General features: G+C 38.6%; 26 protein-coding genes and 1 riboswitch. Of the genes, 14 read left to right on the forward strand and 12 right to left on the reverse strand.

What is annotated here, in order from left to right:
- Positions 1-58: 58 nt before the first annotated feature.
- Positions 59-1,021: a TIGR01212 family radical SAM protein gene (locus NST66_RS23540; RefSeq protein ID WP_154989641.1), complete on the forward strand. Its 963-nt coding sequence runs from the start codon at positions 59-61 to the stop codon at positions 1,019-1,021.
- Positions 1,018-1,587: a class I SAM-dependent methyltransferase gene (locus NST66_RS23545; protein WP_033579588.1), complete on the forward strand. Its 570-nt coding sequence runs from the start codon at positions 1,018-1,020 to the stop codon at positions 1,585-1,587. The genes NST66_RS23540 and NST66_RS23545 overlap by 4 nt, the downstream gene beginning before the upstream one ends.
- Before the next feature lie 12 nt (positions 1,588-1,599).
- Here NST66_RS23545 and NST66_RS23550 read toward each other — a convergent pair whose 3' ends face one another.
- Both NST66_RS23550 and NST66_RS23555 read right to left on the reverse strand, forming a co-directional pair.
- Positions 1,600-2,658: a tetraprenyl-beta-curcumene synthase family protein gene (locus NST66_RS23550; protein WP_028411844.1), complete on the reverse strand. Its 1,059-nt coding sequence runs from the start codon at positions 2,656-2,658 to the stop codon at positions 1,600-1,602.
- Between the two features lie 31 nt (positions 2,659-2,689).
- Positions 2,690-3,466 carry an alpha/beta fold hydrolase gene (locus tag NST66_RS23555; protein WP_013059532.1) on the reverse strand — a complete coding sequence of 259 codons (777 nt, stop codon included), beginning with the start codon at positions 3,464-3,466 and terminating at the stop codon, positions 2,690-2,692.
- Positions 3,467-3,573: 107 nt separating this feature from the next.
- Between NST66_RS23555 and NST66_RS23560 the strand changes: the two genes are divergently transcribed.
- From NST66_RS23560 to NST66_RS23570, 3 genes are all read left to right on the forward strand, one after another.
- Positions 3,574-4,101, forward strand: a complete 528-nt coding sequence (locus NST66_RS23560; RefSeq protein ID WP_028411845.1) for a gamma carbonic anhydrase — start codon at positions 3,574-3,576, stop codon at positions 4,099-4,101.
- Between the two features lie 191 nt (positions 4,102-4,292).
- Positions 4,293-4,817, forward strand: coding sequence for a phosphatase PAP2 family protein (locus tag NST66_RS23565; protein ID WP_028411846.1), 525 nt, complete (start codon positions 4,293-4,295; stop codon positions 4,815-4,817).
- An 18-nt stretch (positions 4,818-4,835) separates the two neighbouring features.
- Positions 4,836-5,981, forward strand: a complete 1,146-nt coding sequence (locus NST66_RS23570; RefSeq protein WP_033579587.1) for a glycosyltransferase family 4 protein — start codon at positions 4,836-4,838, stop codon at positions 5,979-5,981.
- A 33-nt stretch (positions 5,982-6,014) separates the two neighbouring features.
- Here NST66_RS23570 and metK read toward each other — a convergent pair whose 3' ends face one another.
- A complete protein-coding gene (metK, locus tag NST66_RS23575) occupies positions 6,015-7,217 on the reverse strand; it encodes a methionine adenosyltransferase (RefSeq protein ID WP_013059536.1) in 1,203 nt (400 codons plus the stop codon).
- 132 nt (positions 7,218-7,349) lie between these two features.
- Positions 7,350-7,467, reverse strand: a riboswitch (SAM riboswitch).
- 373 nt (positions 7,468-7,840) lie between these two features.
- Here metK and pckA point away from each other — a divergent pair.
- Complete coding sequence (gene pckA / locus NST66_RS23580; protein ID WP_028411848.1) at positions 7,841-9,430, forward strand: phosphoenolpyruvate carboxykinase (ATP); 1,590 nt, start codon at positions 7,841-7,843, stop codon at positions 9,428-9,430.
- Positions 9,431-9,464: 34 nt separating this feature from the next.
- On the opposite strand, the gene NST66_RS23585 is transcribed toward pckA, so the two are convergent.
- The gene (locus NST66_RS23585) at positions 9,465-9,707 is read right to left on the reverse strand and encodes a DUF2584 domain-containing protein (protein ID WP_028411849.1); all 243 of its coding nucleotides are present in this window, start codon (positions 9,705-9,707) and stop codon (positions 9,465-9,467) included.
- Positions 9,708-9,761: 54 nt separating this feature from the next.
- Entirely contained in the window at positions 9,762-10,544 is a 783-nt protein-coding gene (locus NST66_RS23590; RefSeq protein ID WP_028411850.1) for an alpha/beta hydrolase family protein, read from the reverse strand.
- Between the two features lie 192 nt (positions 10,545-10,736).
- Between NST66_RS23590 and NST66_RS23595 the strand changes: the two genes are divergently transcribed.
- The 3 genes from NST66_RS23595 to NST66_RS23605 are packed head-to-tail and all read left to right on the forward strand — an operon-like array spanning position 10,737 to position 13,300.
- Positions 10,737-11,735, forward strand: a complete 999-nt coding sequence (locus NST66_RS23595) for an ABC transporter substrate-binding protein (RefSeq protein WP_033579586.1) — start codon at positions 10,737-10,739, stop codon at positions 11,733-11,735.
- 1 nt (position 11,736) lies between these two features.
- Positions 11,737-12,507 carry an ABC transporter ATP-binding protein gene (locus tag NST66_RS23600; protein WP_025750714.1) on the forward strand — a complete coding sequence of 257 codons (771 nt, stop codon included), beginning with the start codon at positions 11,737-11,739 and terminating at the stop codon, positions 12,505-12,507.
- On the forward strand, positions 12,494-13,300 hold the full coding sequence (locus tag NST66_RS23605) for an ABC transporter permease (RefSeq protein ID WP_033579585.1): 807 nt from the start codon (positions 12,494-12,496) through the stop codon (positions 13,298-13,300). The genes NST66_RS23600 and NST66_RS23605 overlap by 14 nt, the downstream gene beginning before the upstream one ends.
- Positions 13,301-13,346: 46 nt before the next feature.
- On the opposite strand, the gene ytkD is transcribed toward NST66_RS23605, so the two are convergent.
- The 5 genes from ytkD to NST66_RS23630 form a co-directional block, all read right to left on the reverse strand.
- On the reverse strand, positions 13,347-13,817 hold the full coding sequence (ytkD, locus tag NST66_RS23610) for an RNA deprotection pyrophosphohydrolase (RefSeq protein WP_013059543.1): 471 nt from the start codon (positions 13,815-13,817) through the stop codon (positions 13,347-13,349).
- Between the two features lie 104 nt (positions 13,818-13,921).
- On the reverse strand, positions 13,922-14,242 hold the full coding sequence (locus NST66_RS23615) for a hypothetical protein (RefSeq protein WP_033579584.1): 321 nt from the start codon (positions 14,240-14,242) through the stop codon (positions 13,922-13,924).
- 74 nt (positions 14,243-14,316) lie between these two features.
- Positions 14,317-14,742: a phage holin family protein gene (locus NST66_RS23620; RefSeq protein ID WP_033579583.1), complete on the reverse strand. Its 426-nt coding sequence runs from the start codon at positions 14,740-14,742 to the stop codon at positions 14,317-14,319.
- Between the two features lie 81 nt (positions 14,743-14,823).
- Positions 14,824-15,264 (reverse strand): Dps family protein, encoded by a 441-nt coding sequence (locus NST66_RS23625; protein ID WP_013059546.1) that lies wholly within the window; start codon positions 15,262-15,264, stop codon positions 14,824-14,826.
- A gap of 163 nt (positions 15,265-15,427) precedes the next feature.
- The gene (locus NST66_RS23630; protein ID WP_013059547.1) at positions 15,428-15,901 is read right to left on the reverse strand and encodes an S-ribosylhomocysteine lyase; all 474 of its coding nucleotides are present in this window, start codon (positions 15,899-15,901) and stop codon (positions 15,428-15,430) included.
- A 150-nt stretch (positions 15,902-16,051) separates the two neighbouring features.
- Between NST66_RS23630 and yidD the strand changes: the two genes are divergently transcribed.
- Entirely contained in the window at positions 16,052-16,279 is a 228-nt protein-coding gene (gene yidD / locus NST66_RS23635) for a membrane protein insertion efficiency factor YidD (protein WP_080754454.1), read from the forward strand.
- Between the two features lie 3 nt (positions 16,280-16,282).
- Here yidD and NST66_RS23640 read toward each other — a convergent pair whose 3' ends face one another.
- Positions 16,283-16,855 (reverse strand): beta-class carbonic anhydrase, encoded by a 573-nt coding sequence (locus NST66_RS23640; RefSeq protein ID WP_028411855.1) that lies wholly within the window; start codon positions 16,853-16,855, stop codon positions 16,283-16,285.
- A gap of 119 nt (positions 16,856-16,974) precedes the next feature.
- On the opposite strand from NST66_RS23640, the gene NST66_RS23645 reads away from it, so the two are divergent.
- Together NST66_RS23645 and NST66_RS23650 are read left to right on the forward strand one after the other, a co-directional pair.
- The gene (locus NST66_RS23645; RefSeq protein ID WP_080754453.1) at positions 16,975-18,162 is read left to right on the forward strand and encodes a GTP-binding protein; all 1,188 of its coding nucleotides are present in this window, start codon (positions 16,975-16,977) and stop codon (positions 18,160-18,162) included.
- Between the two features lie 83 nt (positions 18,163-18,245).
- Positions 18,246-19,205, forward strand: a complete 960-nt coding sequence (locus NST66_RS23650; protein ID WP_028411857.1) for a metal ABC transporter solute-binding protein, Zn/Mn family — start codon at positions 18,246-18,248, stop codon at positions 19,203-19,205.
- A 29-nt stretch (positions 19,206-19,234) separates the two neighbouring features.
- On the opposite strand, the gene NST66_RS23655 is transcribed toward NST66_RS23650, so the two are convergent.
- Complete coding sequence (locus tag NST66_RS23655; protein WP_013059552.1) at positions 19,235-19,480, reverse strand: type B 50S ribosomal protein L31; 246 nt, start codon at positions 19,478-19,480, stop codon at positions 19,235-19,237.
- 152 nt (positions 19,481-19,632) lie between these two features.
- Between NST66_RS23655 and NST66_RS23660 the strand changes: the two genes are divergently transcribed.
- Together NST66_RS23660 and NST66_RS23665 are read left to right on the forward strand one after the other, a co-directional pair.
- Positions 19,633-20,967, forward strand: a complete 1,335-nt coding sequence (locus NST66_RS23660; RefSeq protein WP_028411859.1) for a cytochrome ubiquinol oxidase subunit I — start codon at positions 19,633-19,635, stop codon at positions 20,965-20,967.
- 15 nt (positions 20,968-20,982) lie between these two features.
- Positions 20,983-22,020 (forward strand): cytochrome d ubiquinol oxidase subunit II, encoded by a 1,038-nt coding sequence (locus tag NST66_RS23665; protein ID WP_028411860.1) that lies wholly within the window; start codon positions 20,983-20,985, stop codon positions 22,018-22,020.
- The last annotated feature ends 23 nt before the right edge of the window (positions 22,021-22,043 follow it).

A 22,043-nucleotide genomic window follows, 5' to 3' on the forward strand; every position in this document is an offset into this window, starting at 1 on the left:
TTCACGTTTTTGATACAATTTGTTGATGTATATTGCATGTAAAAAGGAGGTTGCTGATTTGAATCAGACAAACCCATTTCCGTATAAATCTGAAAACAAACGTTATCATACCTGGAATTACCACTTACGTAACCACTTTGGCCATAAGGTATTTAAAGTAGCCTTAGATGGAGGATTTGATTGTCCAAACAGAGACGGCACGGTAGCTCACGGCGGCTGTACGTTTTGCAGCGCTGCCGGTTCAGGAGATTTCGCTGGAAACAGAGCGGATGATCTTGTGACACAATTTAACGAAATCCGTGAAAAAATGCATCATAAATGGAAAGACGGAAAATACGTTGCTTACTTTCAAGCATTCACTAACACTCACGCTCCTGTTGAGGAGCTTCGTGAAAAATATGAAGCGGTCTTAAAGCTTCCCGGAGTTGTTGGGCTTTCTATCGCCACGCGCCCTGACTGTCTCCCCGACGATGTGGTGGAGTACTTGGCTGAATTAAATGAACGAACTTATCTATGGGTAGAACTTGGACTGCAAACTGTTCATGAACAAACTTCACTGCTTATCAACCGGGCACACGATCATCAATGCTATGTAGATGGTGTAGCAAAGCTTCGAAAACACGGTATTCGCGTTTGTTCTCACATCATTAATGGTTTGCCTTTAGAAACACCTGAGATGATGATGGAAACGGTACGGGAAGTAGCAAAATTAGACGTTCAAGGAATTAAGATTCATCTGCTTCATTTACTAAAAGGAACTCCTATGGTCAAACAGTATGAAAAGGGCCTTGTTGAATTTCTTTCATTTGAAGAATATGTAAAGCTTGTATGCGATCAGCTCGAAGTAATCCCTTCTGAGATGATTGTTCATCGTATTACCGGTGATGGACCGATAGACCTCATGATCGGACCGATGTGGAGCGTAAATAAGTGGAGCGTATTAAATGCCATTGATCAAGAGCTCGAACGTCGCCAAAGCTATCAAGGAAAATATTACGAAAAAGAGTTGATGGAAAGATGAAAATAGAACGTATCCTGCCTTTTGCCCGCACGTTGCTCACTAATGCTGTGGCCGAAGGAGATGTCGCGATTGATGCTACAGCAGGAAATGGACATGATACATTGTTCTTAGCCAACTTAGTCGGAGATACAGGTCATGTATATGGATTTGACATTCAGCCCCAAGCCATTCAAGCAACTCAGCAGCGATTGACAGAACATCATGTAGAAAAACGAGTCACGCTTATCCAAGAAAGCCATAGCAATATAAGCATGCTTCCCCACTCTATTAATGGACGAGTGACGGGCGCTGTCTTTAATTTAGGTTATTTACCAGGTGGAGATAAAGACATCGTCACCACTTCTGAAACAACAATTTCTGCAATTGAGCAGTTACTTGATTTGCTAGCACCTGAAGGAGTGATTGTGCTCGTTATTTATCACGGACACGAACAAGGGAAACAAGAAAGAGACGATTTACTAACGTACGTCCAAAATCTGGATCAAAAAGACGTCCATGTTTTACAATATCGCTTCATGAATCAGCAAAACAATCCTCCGTTCATCATTGCTATTGAAAAAAGATAAGCCGCATATGGCTTATCTTTTTAACATTCGGTACAAGCGTCCGTTGATATAGAAAAAGTAGCTGAGTGCTCCCCCCGCTTTGATTAATCGACGTGCATTCACATGAACATGTTTTTGTGCCCTCACTTTTTGATCGGACAAATAAACGCCCAGGAGTCCCTTATAGATAAAGCAGTGAAAGTGATAATCCGGCAGTTTTTTAGCATATTCGTCCGCTTTTACAACAAAATGCAAAAAGCGGTCCATCATTTGCTGATAGTGAGGATAATAAAAACAAAAGTTCAAATCTCCTCCTGCTTTATCTTCTTCTTGGTCAATTAAATAATCGAGTAAAATATGTAAACCTTGAATATAAGGAAAATATCCCGCTTTTATTTTCTCCGTCATTTCTTTGGTCATCTCTTCTTGAAAACTGTAAGCGGCCAAACAAAAAATGCCTAACGTTGAACCAGAGCACGCTGAAAATTCATACCACTCCATTTCAGGAACACTGTGCCGGTGAGCATCAAACCAATTCTCTAATCGTGGAACTCTTTCCTTGATTTCAACATGCTTATGTATTTGCAAATCACAATAATAAGTAGCTAGTTCTAATAAATGTGAAGAGACGATATGGTAATTACAGGCTTTTCGCAAGGACTGCTGACAAGTCTGGACAAGTTCCGCTAAATATCCTCCATCGTCTTTATCCGTTCGAAAACGATAGTAATCCCCAAGAGGTGCATGAGGAGTCAACGCATCTGGCATCGATTCATGTAAGGCTGCAAAATCTTTAGGATCGAGCGAATTGCTGCGGTCACATAAGTTATCTAAGTAATCGCTGATTGTTTGGTAGGCAACGATAAATTTTACGCATTCAATCATGTTTTCTTTCGCTAAAATCGATAGGATGCCGCCTCCTTCACAATGAAAAGTTTTTGTATCGATACTTGCCAATGCTTGAGTGCGTAATTCTTTATTAGGAATCTCTTTTGCCCGTTCCCGCCAATGATTAAGCTCATGATGAACGACGGGAAACACTTCTCGATAAATTTTTCTCATTAATGAAATAGGACGAGACGGAATCTTCATTTATTTTCACCTCAATTTCTGACAGCACTCATTAAATGTGAAGATCAACAAAGCTTTTCGCGTATGTAAAAACGTATTCTCTTTCAGGCTCATTAAAGATTTCGTGATACAGCTGAGACCATTCTTTGTAGATTTTTTCACTTAGCTCTATTTCATCAAACCACTGTCTAACAATCAGCTTTTCAATAATTTTATCTTCTCCTGCCTGCATCACAAGAAGCGGAACATCCGGCAAACGATCGATATCTTTAAAAGCTAAGTTAACAGCTTGAATCAATTCTCGGTACCATCTTACAGAAACTTTTGTAACGTACAGTGAGTCGTTTTCATCTTCATCTCGAACTTCTTGGTTTCTTGTTGCTTTTTCAACAGTAAGACCCAAATCAAAAAGTTTGTTCGGCATGACTTTATTTAATCCTTTAGATAACATATCTAAGTAAGCTGGTACTTGCTCTTTTAATCCTAGACAAGGTGAGGAAAGAATCGCACCCCATATAGGAAGATTTTTTGTCTGCAGCGTACGAATAACCGCCAGTCCTCCCATACTATGTCCTAACAGGAAAATAGGCAAATCATATTTTTGCGCTTCACGTACCCATTCTTCCACTTCATATACATATTCATCAAAGGATAGGATATGTCCTCTTCTTCTCGTTGTTAAGCCTTGGCCAGGAAGGTCTCCCATGATTACGTGCATTCCAACCGAACGCCACATCTCAATCAGCCAGCGATAGCGCCCGTGATGCTCCGCTGCTCCATGGACCATGACAATAACGCCTTTTGGATTTACTGCTTCCCATTTATGCATTTGAGTTACTCCTTCTTCCTTTTTTTGTTTACCTGCTTTAAAAACCTTTGTACACTTACATTAGAAGATTTACTACTTTTTTTCAACTAATAAAGGGAGATGATTTGATGATTTATCCGTATAAAGAAAAAATGCCTAATATTGCACCCAGCTGCTTCCTCGCAGACTATGTCACGATTACTGGAGATGTCACCATTGGTGAAGAAAGCAGCATTTGGTTTAACACCGTTATTAGAGGAGATGTTTCGCCTACTATTATCGGGAAACGAGTAAATATACAAGATCAATCAACACTCCATCAAAGCCCAAATGCTCCTTTGCTTATTGAGGATGATGTGACAGTAGGACATCAAGTTATTTTACACAGCTCCATCATCCGCAAACGCGCGCTCATTGGCATGGGCTCTATTATTTTAGACGGTGCGGAAATTGGTGAAGGTGCTTTTATCGGTGCAGGAAGTTTAGTGCCTCCCGGTAAAAAAATACCACCTAATACTCTCGCACTCGGTCGACCTGCTAAAGTAATCCGCACTCTGACTGAGGAAGATTTAAAAGATATGCAGCGCATTCGTACAGAATATGTAGAAAAAGGGCAGTATTATAAGTCTATTAAGAAATCTGATTCTTCATTATAAAGGAAACGTTCCCTCAGAAAGTCATACTGAGGGAATTTTTTTAGTATCTCCACAAACTCTCTAATCATGTTCTATTCTCTCCACAATTGTAAAGAAATTTCCATATTAATTTACATCGTTTTAGTACTGCCTCCACAATTAAAGATTAAACTGAATAATAAAGACGTATTTATTAAAAAGGGAGCGACTCTATGAAAGCCAAGTTAATTCAGTATGTATACGATGCCGAATGCCGATTATTCAAAAGTGTAAATCAACATTTTGATCGAAAGCACTTAAATAGATTTTTACGTTTACTAACTCATGCCGGCGGAGCCACGTTTACCATTGTGATAGCGTGCTTGCTGCTATTTCTGCATCCTTCATCCGTCGCTTACGCCTGTGCCTTTTCTCTAGCCGTTAGCCATATTCCTGTTGCCATTGCTAAGAAGCTATATCCGAGACAACGGCCTTATATTCAACTAAAGCATACAAAAGTATTAGAAAATCCATTAAAAGATCATTCATTTCCATCGGGGCATACAACGGCTATTTTTTCGTTAGTTACCCCTCTGATGATTACTTACCCAGCCTTCGCTGCCGTTCTTTTGCCGCTTGCAGTAACGGTAGGCATTTCAAGAATTTATCTCGGTCTGCACTATCCGACGGATGTCATGGTAGGCCTGATACTCGGCATCTTTTCAGGTGCTGTTTCACTGAACATATTTTTAGTCTAATTGATAGGAGGAGTACTCATGAGAATTGCTTTATTTACAGATACATTTGCTCCGGAAGTTAACGGAGCTGCTAAAACACTTTATCAATTTACTCAGTATGTCAAATCAAAGCAAATTCCCATCCAGGTATTTGCTCCTGAATTTGCTCATAATCGGTCGTTTTCAACGTATGTTCACCGCTCGCCTAGCATGCCGTTTTTCCTTTATCCAAACAGCCGCTTTTCATTGCCAAACGTTTTAAAAATTAAAAAGCAGCTGCAGGAATTCAACCCTTCTCTTATTCATTTGGCCACTCCTTTTACAATGGGGCTTTGCGGCTCCTATTACGGGAAAAGATTAGGTATTCCTCTTGTCGGCTCTTATCATACCAATTTTGATGATTATTTATCTCACTATGAACTTGAAAAAATGCGTGTACCACTGCAAAAATATATGAAATGGTTTTATAAACCTGTACAAAAATTATTCGCTCCCTCCGAAGTGACCAAACAGCAGCTAGAAAAACAAGGGTTTCACAACGTAGCTATTTGGTCGCGAGGGGTAAATCACAAATTGTTCCATCCCCACTATGACCGCTTTGATATTCGTATTAAATATAATATAAAAAAACCCTACATCTTAACGTATGTAGGAAGGTTAGCTAAAGAAAAGAACGCTGATTTTTTACTAAAAATTGCCCGATCTTTACCTGATCATATCCGCCACCAAGTTCACTGGCTTATTGTGGGAGATGGTCCTTTAAAAGAACAAATGCAACAGCAAGCATCTGAGCATATGACATTTACAGGCTTTCTTGAAGGTAAGCAACTTGCTCATATCTATTCTTCATCTGATTTGTTTGTTTTCCCTTCAGAAACAGAAACGTTCGGAAATGTCGTACTGGAGTCTCTTGCTTCTGGAACTCCCGTGGTGGCAGCAAATGCAGGAGGAGTTAAACAGATGGTTCAGCACGGGCGAAACGGCTACCTTTGCAAACCTCACTCCTTAGAAGAATTCAGTTCGGCTATTACAGGTTTACTTGATGATTTGCACCAGCGGCTTCACTTTGGCCATGCAGCGAGACACTATGCTCTTACTCAATCATGGGACGCCATTTTTCAGCATTTGCTTTCAGAATATGAAGATGTCGTAGAAAAATCTGCTGAAGGTATTCAATGGGCATAAAAAAAATCTCCGTTTTCACGGAGATTTTTTTTATTATTTAGCTAAAGCTTGAGTTTTTAATGCTTCAGCTTTGTCTGTGAACTCCCAAGGAAGCTCCACATCTGTACGACCAAAGTGACCGTAAGCTGCTGTTTGCTTATAAATTGGGCGACGTAAATCAAGCATTTTAATGATGCCTGCTGGACGTAGGTCAAAGTTTTTGCGTACTACATCTACTAGTACTTCTTCAGAAACTTTTCCTGTACCGAATGTATCAATTGAAATAGATACTGGCTGTGCAACACCAATTGCATATGCTAGTTGTACTTCACATTTATCAGCAAGATCAGCTGCTACAATGTTTTTCGCAACATAACGAGCTGCATAAGCTGCTGAACGGTCTACTTTTGTTGCGTCCTTACCAGAGAATGCACCGCCGCCGTGACGAGCATATCCGCCGTAAGTATCAACGATAATTTTACGACCAGTTAAACCAGCATCTCCTTGAGGGCCGCCGATTACGAAACGTCCTGTTGGGTTAATGAAATACTTTGTATTTTCATCAATTAACTCATTTGGAACAACTGGATTAATTACATATTCTTTTAAGTTACGTTGAATTTGCTCTAACGTTACTTCTGGGTGATGCTGAGTTGAAATAACAATTGTATCGATGCGAACAGGTTTGTTGTTTTCATCATATTCAACTGTTACTTGTGTTTTACCATCCGGGCGAAGGTAAGGAAGAATTTCTTCTTTACGTACTTCTGTTAGACGGCGAGCAAGTTTATGAGCTAATGAAATTGGAAGAGGCATTAATTCTTTTGTTTCGTTACATGCATAACCAAACATTAACCCTTGGTCTCCAGCTCCGATTGCTTCGATTTCTTCATCGGACATTTGACCTTCACGTGCTTCTAACGCTTGGTCTACACCAGCAGCGATATCAGCTGACTGCTCGTCGATAGATGTTAATACTGCACAAGTTTCAGCATCAAATCCGTATTTTGCACGAGTATAGCCAATTCCTTTAATTGTTTCACGAACTGTTTTAGGAATATCCACGTAAGTAGAAGTTGTAATTTCACCGCTTACTAAAACTAAACCAGTTGTTACGCTTGTTTCACAAGCAACACGAGCATTTGGATCCTTTGCTAGGATAGCATCAAGAATTGAGTCAGAAATTTGGTCACAAATTTTATCGGGATGTCCCTCTGTAACAGATTCTGACGTGAACAGACGACGTTGTGTTGACATCAGTTTTCCTCCTTATAAATACGATACATTGTGATACGGTACTCATTCCCTTATTTTCATTACACGTTAAAAAATATAAAAAAACCTTTCCTTGTATCGAGGAAAGGTATCAAATTCTACATAAGCCTTTCACTCTTATCGATCAAGGTTGTGCCCTTGCATCAGGTTAGCACCTTATCGTCTACACAAAAAAATGACGATGGTTGCTGGGTTTCACAGGGCCTGTCCCTCCACCAGCTCGGGATAAGAGAGTATCCGTTCAAGGACATATAATACATGAAAAAGCGCTTCACTGTCAACAACATTCAAATGGAAATCATCTCTTTATGTTTGAATCTGTTTTAATGTAACATACTCAAATTTAAAAATAGTATACCTTATTAAGAATGATCACGAAGTTTGGTTAACAAGACAGACCAAAAAAAGGCTTTCACTTGAAATAGCTTCACTTTTTTCGCTTCTAGCACATATACATGTGTCTAAAATAGGTATAACGTACATTTTTTTATAATACACAAACATTTTTAGTTAAATAGTATAGAATAATTAAATAAATGTGTTATACTAATTATAAATTTCAAACATTAATGAATAAATAATAGCTAAAAAGGAAGGTAGTGCACATGAGTACTGTTGATATGTCTATCGAATTAAATGGTTTGCTTCAATTAAAAACAACAAAACACCAATTATCTGTTCCACAACTTGTTGAAAAAATTCTAGCTCGACGCGAAGGAACGCTGACTTCTACAGGTGCTGTGTCAGTCGAAACCGGAAAATATACAGGTCGCTCTCCTTTGGATAAATTTATTGTAAGCGATGCTGTATCTTCAAAAACGGTTGAATGGGGACCCGTCAATCAGCCAATTTCTGCTCAGCGATTCGATGCGCTATACAAAAAAGTCTTAACCCACTTAAAGAAGCAGGATGAACTTTTTGTTTTTAATGGATATGCTGGAGCTGATAAAAAGTATCAGTTACCAATTCAAGTAGTTAATGAATTTGCATGGCACAACCTATTCGCTCAGCAGTTATTCATTCGCCCTTCAGCTGAACAAAAAACAAATGATGATGTGAAGCCGTTTACAATTGTAGCAGCTCCAACGTTCAAAGCTGACCCTGAAACAGACGGGACGAATTCGGAAACCTTCATTATTCTTTCATTAGAGCGACGCATTGTGCTAATTGGAGGAACTGAATACGCTGGTGAAATGAAAAAATCCATTTTTTCAGTGATGAACTTCTTGCTTCCTCAAAACAATATTCTATCCATGCACTGTTCTGCTAACGTAGGAGAAGAAGGTGACGTTGCATTATTCTTTGGTTTATCTGGAACGGGTAAAACAACGCTTTCTGCTGATGCAAACCGTCGTTTAATCGGAGATGACGAGCACGGTTGGTCAAGCTCTGGTGTATTTAATATTGAAGGAGGCTGCTACGCGAAGTGCATTCAGCTTTCCGAAGAAAAAGAACCGCAAATTTTTAATGCAATTCGCTTCGGCGCAGTACTGGAAAATGTAGTGTTGAATCAAAATACGAAAGTAGCAGATTACAATGATAATAGTTTAACAGAGAATACTCGTGCCGCTTATTCAATTGACTCTATTGATAATACGGTATTGCCAAGCGTTGCTGGGCACCCTACAGCTATTGTCTTTTTAACTGCTGATGCCTTCGGCGTCTTACCTCCAATCAGCAAGCTTACAAAAGAACAAGCGATGTACCATTTTCTGAGCGGATACACTAGTAAGTTAGCTGGAACAGAGCGCGGCGTAACATCGCCACAGGCTACTTTCTCTACATGCTTTGGTGAGCCTTTCTTACCTCTTGCTCCAACAACTTATGCAGAAATGCTAGGAAAGAAAATCGATGAACATAACGTAAATGTCTACCTTGTAAACACTGGATGGACCGGCGGTGAATACGGCGTGGGTGAACGAATGAAGTTAAGTTACACTCGAGCTATGGTTCAAGCAGCTCTTGAAGGAGAACTAGCTAATACCGAAACAGTAACAGATGCTATTTTTGGTTTATCGATTCCAACTCATGTTCCGGGAGTTCCTGATGAAGTGCTTCAGCCTTCTAAAGCATGGAACGATGCAACAGCTTATAACCAAAAAGCAACTGAACTTGCCGCTAAATTCAAAGCGAACTTCAAGCGTTTTAATGATGTAGCATCGGACATTTCAACATTAGGCGGACCTAGAGTCTAATAAAAAACCGATCGTCTTATAGACGATCGGTTTTTTAGTTAGTCGAATGTAATTTTGTCAGTTCATATGTGACAATGGTTTTTTCCTGCTCCATTTCTACCTTACGCACAACAGCAGTTCCAATACATTCTCCATTTTTCGTTTTGTGAATGTTTAATGGAATATCCAACGGATACAAACGATATCCTTTTTTCTCAACTTGAAAAATGTTATCTGTTACACGCTTTTCGTTGCCTTTTGTCACAATCATTGTATTTAATTCTAGCGGCATCCCCATTTTCTCTCACTCCTCACTGTTATTCTACTTGTTTTTTCTATCGTAGCATATCTTTTATTGCGCTTTCATCCACTTCGTTAACTTCTTTACCGTTTCTCGGTTTTCTTTTGGTGGAAAAGCATGTGGAAAGTTTTCAAAATACCAGCTGGTAACTTTTTTATTGGACTTCTTTAGTTTAGATTCGAGCTGATAGGAATGATCAATTGAGACGTTTTTATCTTCTAAACCATGAATAAGCAAGACCGGCGGCTCGACGAGATGAGCACGATGCAAAGGTGTCCTCCATTCGTATCTTTCAGGATATTTAGAAGGAGTTCCTCCAATCACCCGCTTCATCATTCTTCTTAAATCTTCTCTTTCTTCATATGTCAGCACCATATCCGTGACGCCTCCCCATAGCACAAGAGAACGGCTGTCTTTTTTTTCAATGGCTGTGAGTAAAGCCATCACTCCCCCTCGTGAAAACCCAAAAATATGAATGCGGTCATGGTGGACGTTAGGGAGCTGTTTCAGTAAATCGTAAGCAGCAAAAGCATCGTAACGATCATCTCCTGCAAAATCTTCGTTTCCTTCGCCTCCTTGATTTCCCCTATAGAACGGAGCCATCACAATAAAACCTTGTGAAGCAAATTGAATGAGTCGAGCAGGGCGAACCGTTCCTACGTTCTTAATACCTCCTCTTAAGTATAAAAAGCCGTCATACATTCCTTTTTCTTTTGGCTCTGCAAGCATTCCTTTAATCTTAAGCCCTTGACATGCATATGTAATCACCCACAGCGTCACGCGAGGATTTGATGATGGGAAACGCTGTTTATGAAGAATTGTTCCATCTTTCATTTTTTTCCTCCATTCTTTATATAACTAGCCTACTTTCTTCCGCTAAGGTTTACTTTCTTCCGCTAAGGTTTACTTTCAGTCGTTGACTACTACTTCTTTGATTTTCCACATAGTTATATAGGCACTCACCTTCTTCCACTTCTTTACATACATTATCATAAAATATTTTATTACTTTAAGGAGGTTTGCTTTATGAAACCAATTAAATGGCTTTTTTCTTTGCTTGCTATTATGATTTTACTCATTCCACTAATTAGCTGCAGCAAAACAACATCTGTACAAACGGTTCGTGTCGGCGAAGTAACTCGCTCTATCTTTTATGCTCCCCAGTACGTCGCTATTTCAAAAGGCTTTTTTGAAGAAGAAGGACTAAAGGTAGATTTAAAAACAACTTGGGGCGGAGATAAGACAATGACGTCACTTTTATCTGATGGCATCGACGTCGCCTTAGTCGGCTCGGAAACGTCAATCTACGTATATGCACAAGGGTCTAGTGATCCCGTCATCAACTTTGCACAGCTAACCCAAACCGACGGAACATTTCTAGTAGCACGTAAAAAGGTCGATCAATTTTCATGGGATCAGCTTAAAGGCAAAACGTTTCTTGGTCAACGCAAAGGCGGCATGCCGCAAATGGTAGGGGAATATGTGTTAAAACAGCATAATATTGATCCTAAAAAAGATGTAAAACTCGTTCAGAACATTGATTTTGCTAACGTTGCGAATGCTTTTGCTTCTGGTACTGGAGATTACGTTCAATTATTTGAGCCAACGGCTAGTATTTTAGAGAAACAAGGAAAAGGACATATCGTTGCTTCCTTCGGAAAAGAATCAGGAACAGTTCCTTATACAACATTTATGGCCAAAGAAAGCTATTTAAAAGATAACCCTGAAGCAGCAGCTAAATTTACTCGAGCTATTTACAAAGCACAAAAATGGGTGAATACACATAGCACAGATGAAATTGCTGAAGTGGTTGCACCGTATTTTGAAGATACACCTAAAGACACGCTAAAAACGGTTATTGACCGCTATAAATCCCAAAAATCCTTTGCAACTAACCCTTTATTAGATCAAAAAGAGTGGGATCATTTACAAACAATCATGGACGAATCTGGAGAACTTCCAAGACACATTGATCACAGCAAGCTAGTCAACACAAAATTCGCAAAAGATGCAATGAGGGAGTAATATGACAAAACTTCACATTCAAGATGTTCAACATATGTACCTTACGACAAAGTCTGCTACCACTGCACTTGAACATATTAATTTGTCTATTGAAGAAGGAGAATTCGTTTCCTTTCTCGGCCCAAGCGGATGTGGAAAAACGACGCTTCTATCGATTATTGCAGGCTTGATTGAACCAACGTCAGGCTCTGTCACAATAGACGGTGAAAATATCGGAACATCAGTTCCAAACATCGGTTATATGCTTCAACAAGATTATTTGTTTCCGTGGAAAACCATTAAAGAAAATATTTTACTTGGGCTTGAAATTCGCGGACAGCTAACAGACAAAACGGAGAGTAAAGCACTGCTGCTCCTAAAAGAAATTGGTCTACAAGGCGTAGATGACCTATATCCACACCAGTTATCCGGAGGCATGAGACAACGCGTCGCTTTAGTCCGAACACTTGCCATTGACCCCGCTATTTTACTCTTGGATGAACCTTTTTCAGCACTTGATTTTCAAACAAAACTCAAGCTTGAAGAACTTGTCTCCAAAACACTGATGACTTATCAAAAAACGGCCGTTTTGGTCACGCACGATATCGGCGAAGCCATTGCTATGAGCAGCCGAATCTTTTTATTCTCAGCCAAGCCAGGAAAAATCGCAAAAACATTCACGGTTCCTTCTATTTTACGAACCCTCTCTCCGTTTGAAGCACGACAGCATCCTGTCTATAACGATTTATTTATGGACATATGGAAGGAGCTTGATCAACTTGAAACCCACTAGCTCCCTAGATACTCTTCACGAAAGCTACCTTCGCAAGGTTCGGGGCGAAAAACGATTAGTACTGAGCGTACAGCTGGTCATTTTCTTAGCCTTTTTTAGCTTCTGGGAACTGGCTTCTCGTTTAAAGTGGATTGACCCTTTAATCTTCAGTTCCCCTACTAAAGTATGGCATTTATTTTTAATTAAACTTGCCGACGGCTCGCTGGCAGAACATATTGGTTTTACGTTATTCGAAACAGTTCTTGGCTTCATTTTAGGCACAGTGCTAGGTATTTTACTTGCAACGGCCCTTTGGTATTCAACTAGGCTTGCACATATATTAGACCCTTACCTCGTTATTTTAAACGCCATGCCTAAAGTAGCGCTGGGCCCTATTTTAATTGTAGCAATTGGGCCAGGATTTTTCTCAATTTTAACGATGGGAGCGATTATATCCGTTATCATTACATCCATCGTCGTTTACACAGCCTTTAAAGAAGTGGATCCAAACTATATTAAATTACTAAAAAGCTTCGGGGCAACGAAAACCCGCTGTTTTAAAGAAGCAATTCTTCCAGCTTCCATGCCTGCCATTATTTCCACATTTAAAGTAAACGTCGGTTTATCTTGGGTAGGCGTCATCGTAGGAGAATTTTTAGTTTCTTCAAAAGGGCTTGGATATATGATTATTTATGGTTTCCAAGTCTTCAACTTTACTCTTGTTCTTCTCAGCTTATTATTAATTGCCATTTTCGCTACGATTATGTACCAAGGCGTGGCTTATCTAGAAAAGAAATTGATCCGACGCTCATAAAAAATACCCCCGTACAAACGGGGGTATTTTCGTTGATATGATGCTTTTACAAAAATGTTCGCTTTACATATTTCATTACATACTGCAAAACATTATCTTTCATAATGAAGCTGTACGCATCATCTTGTTGAATGCCCGAAGGTAGTTCGTCAATCATTACGGGACCATCTGTTTCCATGTAGTCTTCTTTTTTAATTACATTTCCAATCGTAGCAAAATAAATGTTTTTAATAATAGTCTTTCCTTTACTTACTACTTTATATTGACCAATATAAGTTAAAGAAGAGACTTCTCCGCCTGTTTCTTCAAACACTTCTCGAACCGCTGCTTCTTCTGGTACTTCATTGCCTTCTAGTTTTCCTCCGGGAAATTCTAAACCTCGTTTTGAGTGATTCGTTAGCAACCATTGATTTTCATACCTGCATACGACCCAAACATGACGTGGAGTTTTCGAGAATGGATTTTTTTCAAATGATAAAAATACTTGATTATGATATGCATCCTTAAATGTGTACATGGTCGACTCAAACTCCATTTGATTTTTCCCTTATTTTATCATACATTACGGCCATACCTGATAAGAAAAGTATGCTCGTACTTTTTTTCTTTGCATTTTACCCCTTATTCCGTTCTATCTGAAGATAAAATATTCATCTGTTTGATATGTGATTTTGTTTCATCGTCTCCCAGCTGATAAAGCATGGCATATATGTCAACTGTTGTTTTATCGTACATATCATTTTGAGAATCATGATGATATTCCAGATACGGAATATGGGATCGCCAAAAGCTTGACCAATCGCTTGAAGCGCGCTGATCTAAATAGGTTCTCAGCTGCTCCACTTCTTCATCTGTTGCTTCAATCGCATAATTCCAATCTGAAGCAGTATTTGACTGATTGATTTCCCCTGAACTCAGAGATACATAATATTTTTTTGTCATGAAAGATATTCAGCTCCTTCTTTCTAGTGCCAACTTATCTTTCTTATGTGTATCTTATTCTTTTTTTATACACTCTACGATTTAAAGCGGTCTTTTAAAATCGCTATTGCTTTTTTTAACGGCTCTGGAATTGGAACCCCTACAATTCTTGCGTTTTCTGTAATTGAAATCATTTCGTTTAAAATATAGAACAAAATAGCTCCATCTCGAATAATATGACCGTTTTCCCAAAATACAGAATCGATAAAGTTTGCTACAGCAATCATGGCAAAAATAAAAATTTTTTTGGCAATTCCTTTAAAACCTACTTTGCTAGATAAACGTTTATTTATAAAAGCTGCAATCGTGCCTGTCAAGTAATCCATCGCCACTAATGCTACTAAAGCCATTAGTAAATAGTCCCACTCTCCAAATAAAAAAAAAGCCAGTGAACCTAAACTTGAAATTATCAAGACAGAAAGCTTCTGCATATCCACTTTTTTCACCCTTTCAGAAGTCATATCCCTACAGTATATGCCGGTGAAAAAAAAGTGTTCGTCCATCTTATCATAAAAAAACCTGCGATTGCTCGCAGGTTTTGCTTACTTGCCTAGGAATGATTTTAACATCCACGTATGTTTTTCTAAGCTTTGATGAATAGCTAACAGCATGTCTCCTGTTGTTTCATCGCCCGCTTCACCGGCTGCATCCATTCCTTCTTTTAATTCAGCAGTTAGCGTATCAAAATCGCTTACTAAAGAAGCAACCATGTCTTTAGCCGTTTCGCTTCCATCCGCTTCTTTAATAGAAGAAAGCTCTAACGATTCTTTCATTGTTGCCACAGGTTTTCCTTCTAGTGCTAAAAGGCGTTCTGCAAGGTCATCAATAATTGTAGCTGTTTCCGTATACAGCTCTTCAAACTTTTCATGAAGAGTGAAGAATTGTTCACCTTTCACGTACCAATGAAAATTATGAAGTTTTATGTACATTACACTAAAGTTTGCCACTTGTTTATTAACAATTTCATTTACATTTGCTGCCATGTTGTTCGCTCCTTTATGAACTCTTTATATAGTATAGTTGTACCCTTTTTTAGTTGATTAAAACATTTTTTTCATAAAAAGAGACATTTCCCTTTCTTTAGACTCGGAGAAACGTCTTCATCTTTTTCCAAATAAAATAAGCAGCCCAGCGGACTGCTTATTTTTAGCCAAATACTTTTTCTAAATCTTCTTTGTCCTGTTCTAACCAGAACTTCATCAAGCGTTTTGCTCCTTCTAAATCGTGAAGTTTTGCTTGACCGCACTGTTTTTCATTTGCTGCTGGAATTTCAGTAATGTTAATTGCATCTTTTAGCGTATCGTCCAACAAATCAATAATTTCACGTACAGTCGGCTCCCCGCTCACTACTAAGTAGTATCCCGTTTGACATCCCATAGGCGAAATATCAATAATATCAAAGTGATCGTATTTTTCTACATGAGTACGAATATTAAAAGCTAATAAATGCTCTAACGTATGAATAACGTCCGGCTTCATTGCTTGTTTGTTTGGTTGGCAAAAACGAATATCGAATTTATTTACAACGCCGTCGCTTCCCACTTTGTGAACACCGCAGTGTCTTACGTAAGGTGCTTTAACCGCATTATGATCTAGCTCAAAACTTTCTACTGATGGCATAATACCACTCCTTTTTTCTTCTTTCACCTATCATAACATGCAATTCCGATATATTTCATCCATTTAATAACCTTTATTTCTTTTAGTTGCTTTTTATTCCTTCTATCCCTTATAGTATGAGCAAACACGAAAGAAAGAACGTGATAATAAATGATTGCAAAGCTTTTGCTTTTACTTATAAAAGGATATCAAAAAGGAATTTCGCCTTTTCTTCCGGCAAGGTGCCGGTTTTACCCTACTTGCTCCCAGTACGGAGTTGAATCCATTAAACGCTTTGGTGCCGTAAAGGGATCTTATTTGACTATAAAACGCATTTTAAAATGCCACCCGTTCCATCCGGGTGGCATCGATGAAGTACCTGAGAAAAAATCACACTAAGCTTTAGTTGTTTTCGATTGCTTCATACCCATTTACAACAACATCTAGCTTTCCTGTATTTGGATCAATAACTAGTCCATGTACAGGAGTATCTTTTGAAAATAGAGGATGATTACGAATTGTCTCTACACTATGCTGAACAGTCTCTTCTACTGAATCAAAACCCGTTAACCATTTTTTCAAGTCCATAGAATATTCAATGGTATTAATCACTTCATCTGAGATGCCTTTTGCTCTTACTTTCTCTAAAAAAGGTTCCGCCTGAAGTTTACCTGCTCCGCAGTCATGGTGACCAATTACACATACCTCATCAGCTTGTAGCTCGTACACAGCTACTAAAATGCTTCGCATAATACTTCCAAATGGATGTGAAACAAGTGCTCCTGCATTTTTAACAATTTTCACGTCTCCGTTACGCAGATTTAAAGCGTGCGGAAGCAGTTCTACCAATCTTGTGTCCATACACGATAAAATAACCATTTTTTTATTAGGGAATTTGCTTGTTTCGTAAAGTTCATACTTCTTTTCTTCTACAAATTTTTTGTTGAATTCTAAAACATCTTGTAATAAGCTCATTTGCTGTCTTCTCCTTCATAAAAAAAATTCTTTCTTGTATTATAATACTTTTTCCTATAAGATGAAAAGTGTTAAATCGTAATCATTATTATTTAAAGACAAGAAAGTAGGTTATAACAGTGAAAAAAATTCCCGTTACCGTTTTAAGCGGATACCTTGGGTCAGGTAAAACAACTCTTTTGAACCATATTTTAAAAAATAAAGAAGGTTTAAAGGTCGCGGTCATTGTCAATGACATGAGCGAAGTAAATATTGATGCAGACTTAGTTAAACAAGGCGGATTTTCTCGAACAGAAGAAAAACTTGTTGAAATGCAAAATGGCTGTATTTGCTGTACGCTTCGAGATGATTTAATGAAAGAGGTAGAACGCCTCGCTGACAATGATGATATTGATTATATTGTCATTGAATCTTCCGGAATCAGCGAACCTATCCCTGTTGCTCAAACATTTACTTATATTGATGAAGAGCTTGGCATTGATTTAACTCAGAAATGTTCATTAGATACGATGGTCACTGTAGTAGATGCTAATCGCTTTTGGGAAGACTTTTCATCCGGCGAAAGCTTATTAGACCGCAAAGAAGGAACGGATGAAAACGATAAAAGAGAAGTGGTTGATTTATTAATCGATCAAATTGAATTTGCAAACGTCATTTTATTAAACAAAGTTGATTTGTTAACAAAAGACGATGCAGATGAGCTGCAGGCTGTTCTTCACAAATTAAACTCAGAGGCCACTGTTATCCAAACAATTAATAGTGAGGTAAAACTTGAAGCCATACTTCATACCGACTTATTCGACTTTGAAAAAGCTAGTCAAGGAGCCGGGTGGATTAAAGAATTAAATGAAGAACACCATACGCCTGAAACAGAAGAGTTTGGTATTTCTTCTTTTGTATATAGAAGGAATCGTCCCCTTCATCCTGAACGCTTTATGAAATGGTTAGAGGACTGGCCGGTTGATATTGTACGTGCAAAAGGATTTTTCTGGCTTGCTTCACGTAACCATATGGCAGGACTTCTTTCTCAAGCAGGTACGTCCATTATGATTCAAGGAGCGGGTGAATGGGTCGCAACGTACACAGCAGAGGAAAGGGAACAAACCTTAAAGGAAGAACCTGAATTACGAGCAAAATGGGATGAACAATTTGGAGACCGTATTAACGAGCTTGTATTGATTGGTATTGATATGAACAAAGCTGAAATAATTGAAACTTTAGACCACTGTTTGCTGACAAATGAGGAAATGAATCAAGATTGGGCTACTTTCAAAGACCCCCTTCCTAAGTTTACAGTAAGTGCGTAAATTTTTAGTTTTCAAATCGTAATAATTACGATATAATAACATAGGTCATAAATGGTTACGATACGAACGGAAGGAGCAACATAATGAAATTCAAACCACTTTTAATGGTGCTGGCATTAGGAATTGGAACAGCCCTTGCAGGGTGCAGTTCAAGCAGTGCAAATAACGCATCTGATAATAAAAATAAAAAATTAGAAGTTTACACAACAATTTACCCTTTACAGGATTTCACTGAAAAAATCGGTGGAAAATATGTAGAAGCTAAAAGCATTTTACCAACCGGTGTAGATGCTCACTCATTTGAACCTACCACAAAAACAATGGTCAAAATCGCAAACGCGGACGCATTCGTTTACTCAGGAATTGGGCTTGAAGGCTTTGCAGATAAAGCACAGTCTACGCTAAAGAATGAAGATGTCGCTTTAGTAGAAGCTGCAAAAGGAATTGAACTAGCAAAGAGTTCTGAAGATGAGCATGCCCACGAGGACGAACATGCACATGAAGAAGAGCATCACCACGGAGATACAGACCCTCACGTTTGGCTTGATCCTATTTTAGCTATTCAATTAGCAGAAAATATTAAAAATGAACTTGTTGAATTAAAACCAGATAAAAAAGCAGAATTTGAAAAGAACTTCCAATCCTTAAAGACTCAGCTTGAAGATGTGAACCAAGAGTTAAAAACAACGATTGGCGACGCACCTCATAAAGAAATTTTAGTATCACATGCAGCCTACGGCTACTGGGAAAAACGATACGGATTAAAGCAAATTAGCGTAGCGGGTTTATCTCCTACAAATGAGCCGTCTCAAAAACAATTAGAAAACATCGTAAAACAAGCAAAAAAAGACCATATCAAATACTTTATCTTTGACCAAAATTTAAAGCCTAAAGTGTCTACACTTGTAAAAAATGAAGTGGGAGCTCAAGCTTTAACACTTCATAACTTAGAGTCATTAACGAAAAACGATGTTAAAAATAAAGAAGATTATTTCTCCATTATGCAACACAACATTGATACGTTGAAAAAAGCATTATATTAATAAAAAAACTAGCCTCTCGGCTAGTTTTTTTATTGTAATTTATATTTTTGCTTAAAGCGTTCCACACGGCCGCCTTTATCAGCAAATTTTTGTTTTCCTGTATAAAATGGATGTGTATCCGAACTAATTTCAACTTTTAAAAGCGGATATGTGTTGCCATCTTCCCATTGGACGGTCTCATTTGATTGTTTTGTAGATCCTGATAAAAATGATGTTCCGCTATTTGTATCCATAAACACAACTTTACGATAGTCTGGATGAATATTTGTTTTCATTAAATATCTCTCCTTTAAAACAATATATACTTATTATAATCGTAATGATTACTATTTTCAAGTTATATGTTTTACCAATTCTGATGCATAAAGCGTGGTAAAAAGTGGACAATAAGGTTTATCAATACTTTACTGGAAAGGTTGAAAAATGAATGGATCATTTAGTTACTGCACGTTCAATGTTTGGTCTGAACATGGGAGTACATATCATTTTTGCCACTCTTGGCGTCGGCATTCCTCTCATGATTTTATTGGCTGAAATTCTTTACTACAAAACAAAAGATAAAGATTATGAACTTATGGCACAGCGCTGGACAAAAGGAGCTGCTGTCCTGCTTGGAGTCGCTATTCCTACGGGAACGATTGCTGGTGTGCAATTAGCGTTGCTTTGGCCGGGTTTTATGGAAATCGTAGGAAAAGTGATGGCTCTTCCTTTTCAAATTGAAATTTATGCTTTCTTTATTGAGGCTCTTTTTCTCTCTATTTACGTATACGCAGCGGACCGTATTTCTCGAAAAATGAGGATTATCAGTCTCATTTTAGTAGCAATAGGTGCTCTTGCCTCTGCCGTTTTAATTACAAACGTGCACGCATTTGAAGGAACACCTGCTGGCTTTCGAATTTTAAATGGCGAAATTGTAAGCGTAGATCCTTGGGCAGCTTTCTTTAATCCGAGTTTCTTTGTAACGTCCGGTCACGTAGCCGTTTCTGCTTATACAACCGGAGGCTTTGTCATTGCTTCAGTCGCTGCCTTTAAAATGCTTCGTGCGCGAAAACATAATCCAAGAGAATATAAATTTCATCATAAAGCATTGATGATGGGATTAGTAATCGGCGGGATTTTTTCTTTTGTAACAGCTTTGAATGGACATGAATCGATGCAAAAAGTATACGAATATCAACCCGAAAAACTTGCAGCAGCTGAAGGTCTATTTGAAACGCAAGATCATGCGCCATTAGCTTTAGGCGGATTTACAGATGAAAAAGAACAGCGAGTCAAGTATGGCATTGAGTTTCCATGGATGCTCAGCTTCTTGTCGGGTAATAGCTTTAATACAGTGATTACTGGACTCAATGACTTCCCTAGAGATTATTGGCCGCCGCTTTTTGTGCATACCTTGTTTAACGGTATGGTCATTATCGGATCGATTTTAATTTTAGTGGCGCTAGTGGGCGTTGTTTGGTACAAGTTTTTAAAGAAGAAAAGCTTCCCTAAAGTTTTCATGTGGGCATTTGTCGCAACGGGCCCTCTCGCGATCATGGGCATTGAATTCGGATGGATTTTCGCATGTACAGGCAGACAACCCTGGGTCATTTACCGCATCATGCGTACATCAGAAGCCGTTACTACTTCTGCTAATTTGCATATTTTATTTTTCTTGTTTTTGCTTGTTTATATCGTACTCGTGGCCGCAGTCGCCCTTGTACTGGTGTTTTATTTTAGACGAAATCCGCTTTCTAAAGAGCTTGCTGCGCAAGCAGATTAAAAAGGATGTGAGAATATGGGTGATTCATTACTAGCAATTACTGTAATATGGGGCTTCATTTTTATCTATGCTGTAATGGGAACGATGGACTTTGGAGCTGGTTTTTGGTCGATGGTCTATATTAACCGTACGAAAACAAATGCTACAGATGTAGCAAACAGATATCTATCGCCTACTTGGGAAGTAACCAATGTATTTATCGTTGCGATTGTTGTTGCGCTGTTTAGCTTTTTTCCGCGAGCTACATTTACGCTTGGAACAGTGCTACTAGTACCGGGGAGTATCATTTTACTTCTCTTATCTATTCGAAGCGGATTTTTAGTGTTTTCACACTATGCTGGCAGCTTCAAATATCGGAGAGCGTTGGTTTATGTATCTGGTATATCTGGCGTATTAATTCCTGCTTTTTTAATCGCCGTACTGCCCGTAAGTCAAGGTGGATTTATTGATGTAATTGACGGAACGCAGCGATTAAATTTAGCAAGAGTGTTTTCAAGTCCGCACGTCTATTCATTTATTGGTTTTGCCATTACCTCTTCCCTGTTTCTGTCGTCTCTTTTATTAGCAGATTACTCGAAGTCATCTGACGAAATGGAAGCTTATGCGGTCTATCGGCGCGATGCGCTCATTACAGGACCTCTTTCACTGCTAATGGCTATCTTTATTATGATTACAATGCAATCAGAAGCCAGCTGGTTATATGATAAAATGATGCAGTTTAAGCCTCTTCTTTACGGGTCTGTAGGTCTATTTGTAGTAGCTGGTATTGCTCTGCTGCTGCCTTCTCAAAAAGGAAAAGGAATGCCTCGTTTAGCCGTGGTATCAATCGTCCTTCAATATTTCTTAGCAAGTTACGTATACGGACGAAGTCATTTACCGTATGTCGTGTATCCAAACGTAACGATTGAGAATGGATTTACACATCCCGATGCGTTCCATTCGTTATTTATTGTGTATATTGTTGGCTTTGCGATTTTATTTCCTGGATTCTTTTATTTCTGGCGTCTATTTATGAAAGATAATAAAGAATACAGCAAAAAGAAGCCATATTAAAAACCCGGTCAGCACTTGACCGG

It is taken from the genome of Priestia sp. FSL W8-0524 (assembly GCF_038005965.1).
In the GTDB taxonomy this organism is placed as follows: domain Bacteria; phylum Bacillota; class Bacilli; order Bacillales; family Bacillaceae_H; genus Priestia; species Priestia zanthoxyli.

Bases quoted from the DNA above. Each gene is read 5' to 3' on its own strand.
- NST66_RS23545 (WP_033579588.1), top strand. From the start codon at position 1,018: ATGAAAATAGAACGTATCCTGCCTTTTGCCCGCACGTTGCTCACTAAT.
- NST66_RS23550 (WP_028411844.1), bottom strand. From the start codon at position 2,658: ATGAAGATTCCGTCTCGTCCTATTTCATTAATGAGAAAAATTTATCGA.
- NST66_RS23555 (WP_013059532.1), bottom strand. From the start codon at position 3,466: ATGCATAAATGGGAAGCAGTAAATCCAAAAGGCGTTATTGTCATGGTC.
- NST66_RS23560 (WP_028411845.1), top strand. From the start codon at position 3,574: ATGATTTATCCGTATAAAGAAAAAATGCCTAATATTGCACCCAGCTGC.
- NST66_RS23565 (WP_028411846.1), top strand. From the start codon at position 4,293: ATGAAAGCCAAGTTAATTCAGTATGTATACGATGCCGAATGCCGATTA.
- NST66_RS23570 (WP_033579587.1), top strand. From the start codon at position 4,836: ATGAGAATTGCTTTATTTACAGATACATTTGCTCCGGAAGTTAACGGA.
- metK (WP_013059536.1), bottom strand. From the start codon at position 7,217: ATGTCAACACAACGTCGTCTGTTCACGTCAGAATCTGTTACAGAGGGA.
- pckA (WP_028411848.1), top strand. From the start codon at position 7,841: ATGAGTACTGTTGATATGTCTATCGAATTAAATGGTTTGCTTCAATTA.
- NST66_RS23585 (WP_028411849.1), bottom strand. From the start codon at position 9,707: ATGGGGATGCCGCTAGAATTAAATACAATGATTGTGACAAAAGGCAAC.
- NST66_RS23590 (WP_028411850.1), bottom strand. From the start codon at position 10,544: ATGAAAGATGGAACAATTCTTCATAAACAGCGTTTCCCATCATCAAAT.
- NST66_RS23595 (WP_033579586.1), top strand. From the start codon at position 10,737: ATGAAACCAATTAAATGGCTTTTTTCTTTGCTTGCTATTATGATTTTA.
- NST66_RS23600 (WP_025750714.1), top strand. From the start codon at position 11,737: ATGACAAAACTTCACATTCAAGATGTTCAACATATGTACCTTACGACA.
- ytkD (WP_013059543.1), bottom strand. From the start codon at position 13,817: ATGTACACATTTAAGGATGCATATCATAATCAAGTATTTTTATCATTT.
- NST66_RS23615 (WP_033579584.1), bottom strand. From the start codon at position 14,242: ATGACAAAAAAATATTATGTATCTCTGAGTTCAGGGGAAATCAATCAG.
- NST66_RS23620 (WP_033579583.1), bottom strand. From the start codon at position 14,742: ATGACTTCTGAAAGGGTGAAAAAAGTGGATATGCAGAAGCTTTCTGTC.
- NST66_RS23625 (WP_013059546.1), bottom strand. From the start codon at position 15,264: ATGGCAGCAAATGTAAATGAAATTGTTAATAAACAAGTGGCAAACTTT.
- NST66_RS23630 (WP_013059547.1), bottom strand. From the start codon at position 15,901: ATGCCATCAGTAGAAAGTTTTGAGCTAGATCATAATGCGGTTAAAGCA.
- yidD (WP_080754454.1), top strand. From the start codon at position 16,052: ATGATTGCAAAGCTTTTGCTTTTACTTATAAAAGGATATCAAAAAGGA.
- NST66_RS23640 (WP_028411855.1), bottom strand. From the start codon at position 16,855: ATGAGCTTATTACAAGATGTTTTAGAATTCAACAAAAAATTTGTAGAA.
- NST66_RS23650 (WP_028411857.1), top strand. From the start codon at position 18,246: ATGAAATTCAAACCACTTTTAATGGTGCTGGCATTAGGAATTGGAACA.
- NST66_RS23655 (WP_013059552.1), bottom strand. From the start codon at position 19,480: ATGAAAACAAATATTCATCCAGACTATCGTAAAGTTGTGTTTATGGAT.
- NST66_RS23660 (WP_028411859.1), top strand. From the start codon at position 19,633: ATGGATCATTTAGTTACTGCACGTTCAATGTTTGGTCTGAACATGGGA.
- NST66_RS23665 (WP_028411860.1), top strand. From the start codon at position 20,983: ATGGGTGATTCATTACTAGCAATTACTGTAATATGGGGCTTCATTTTT.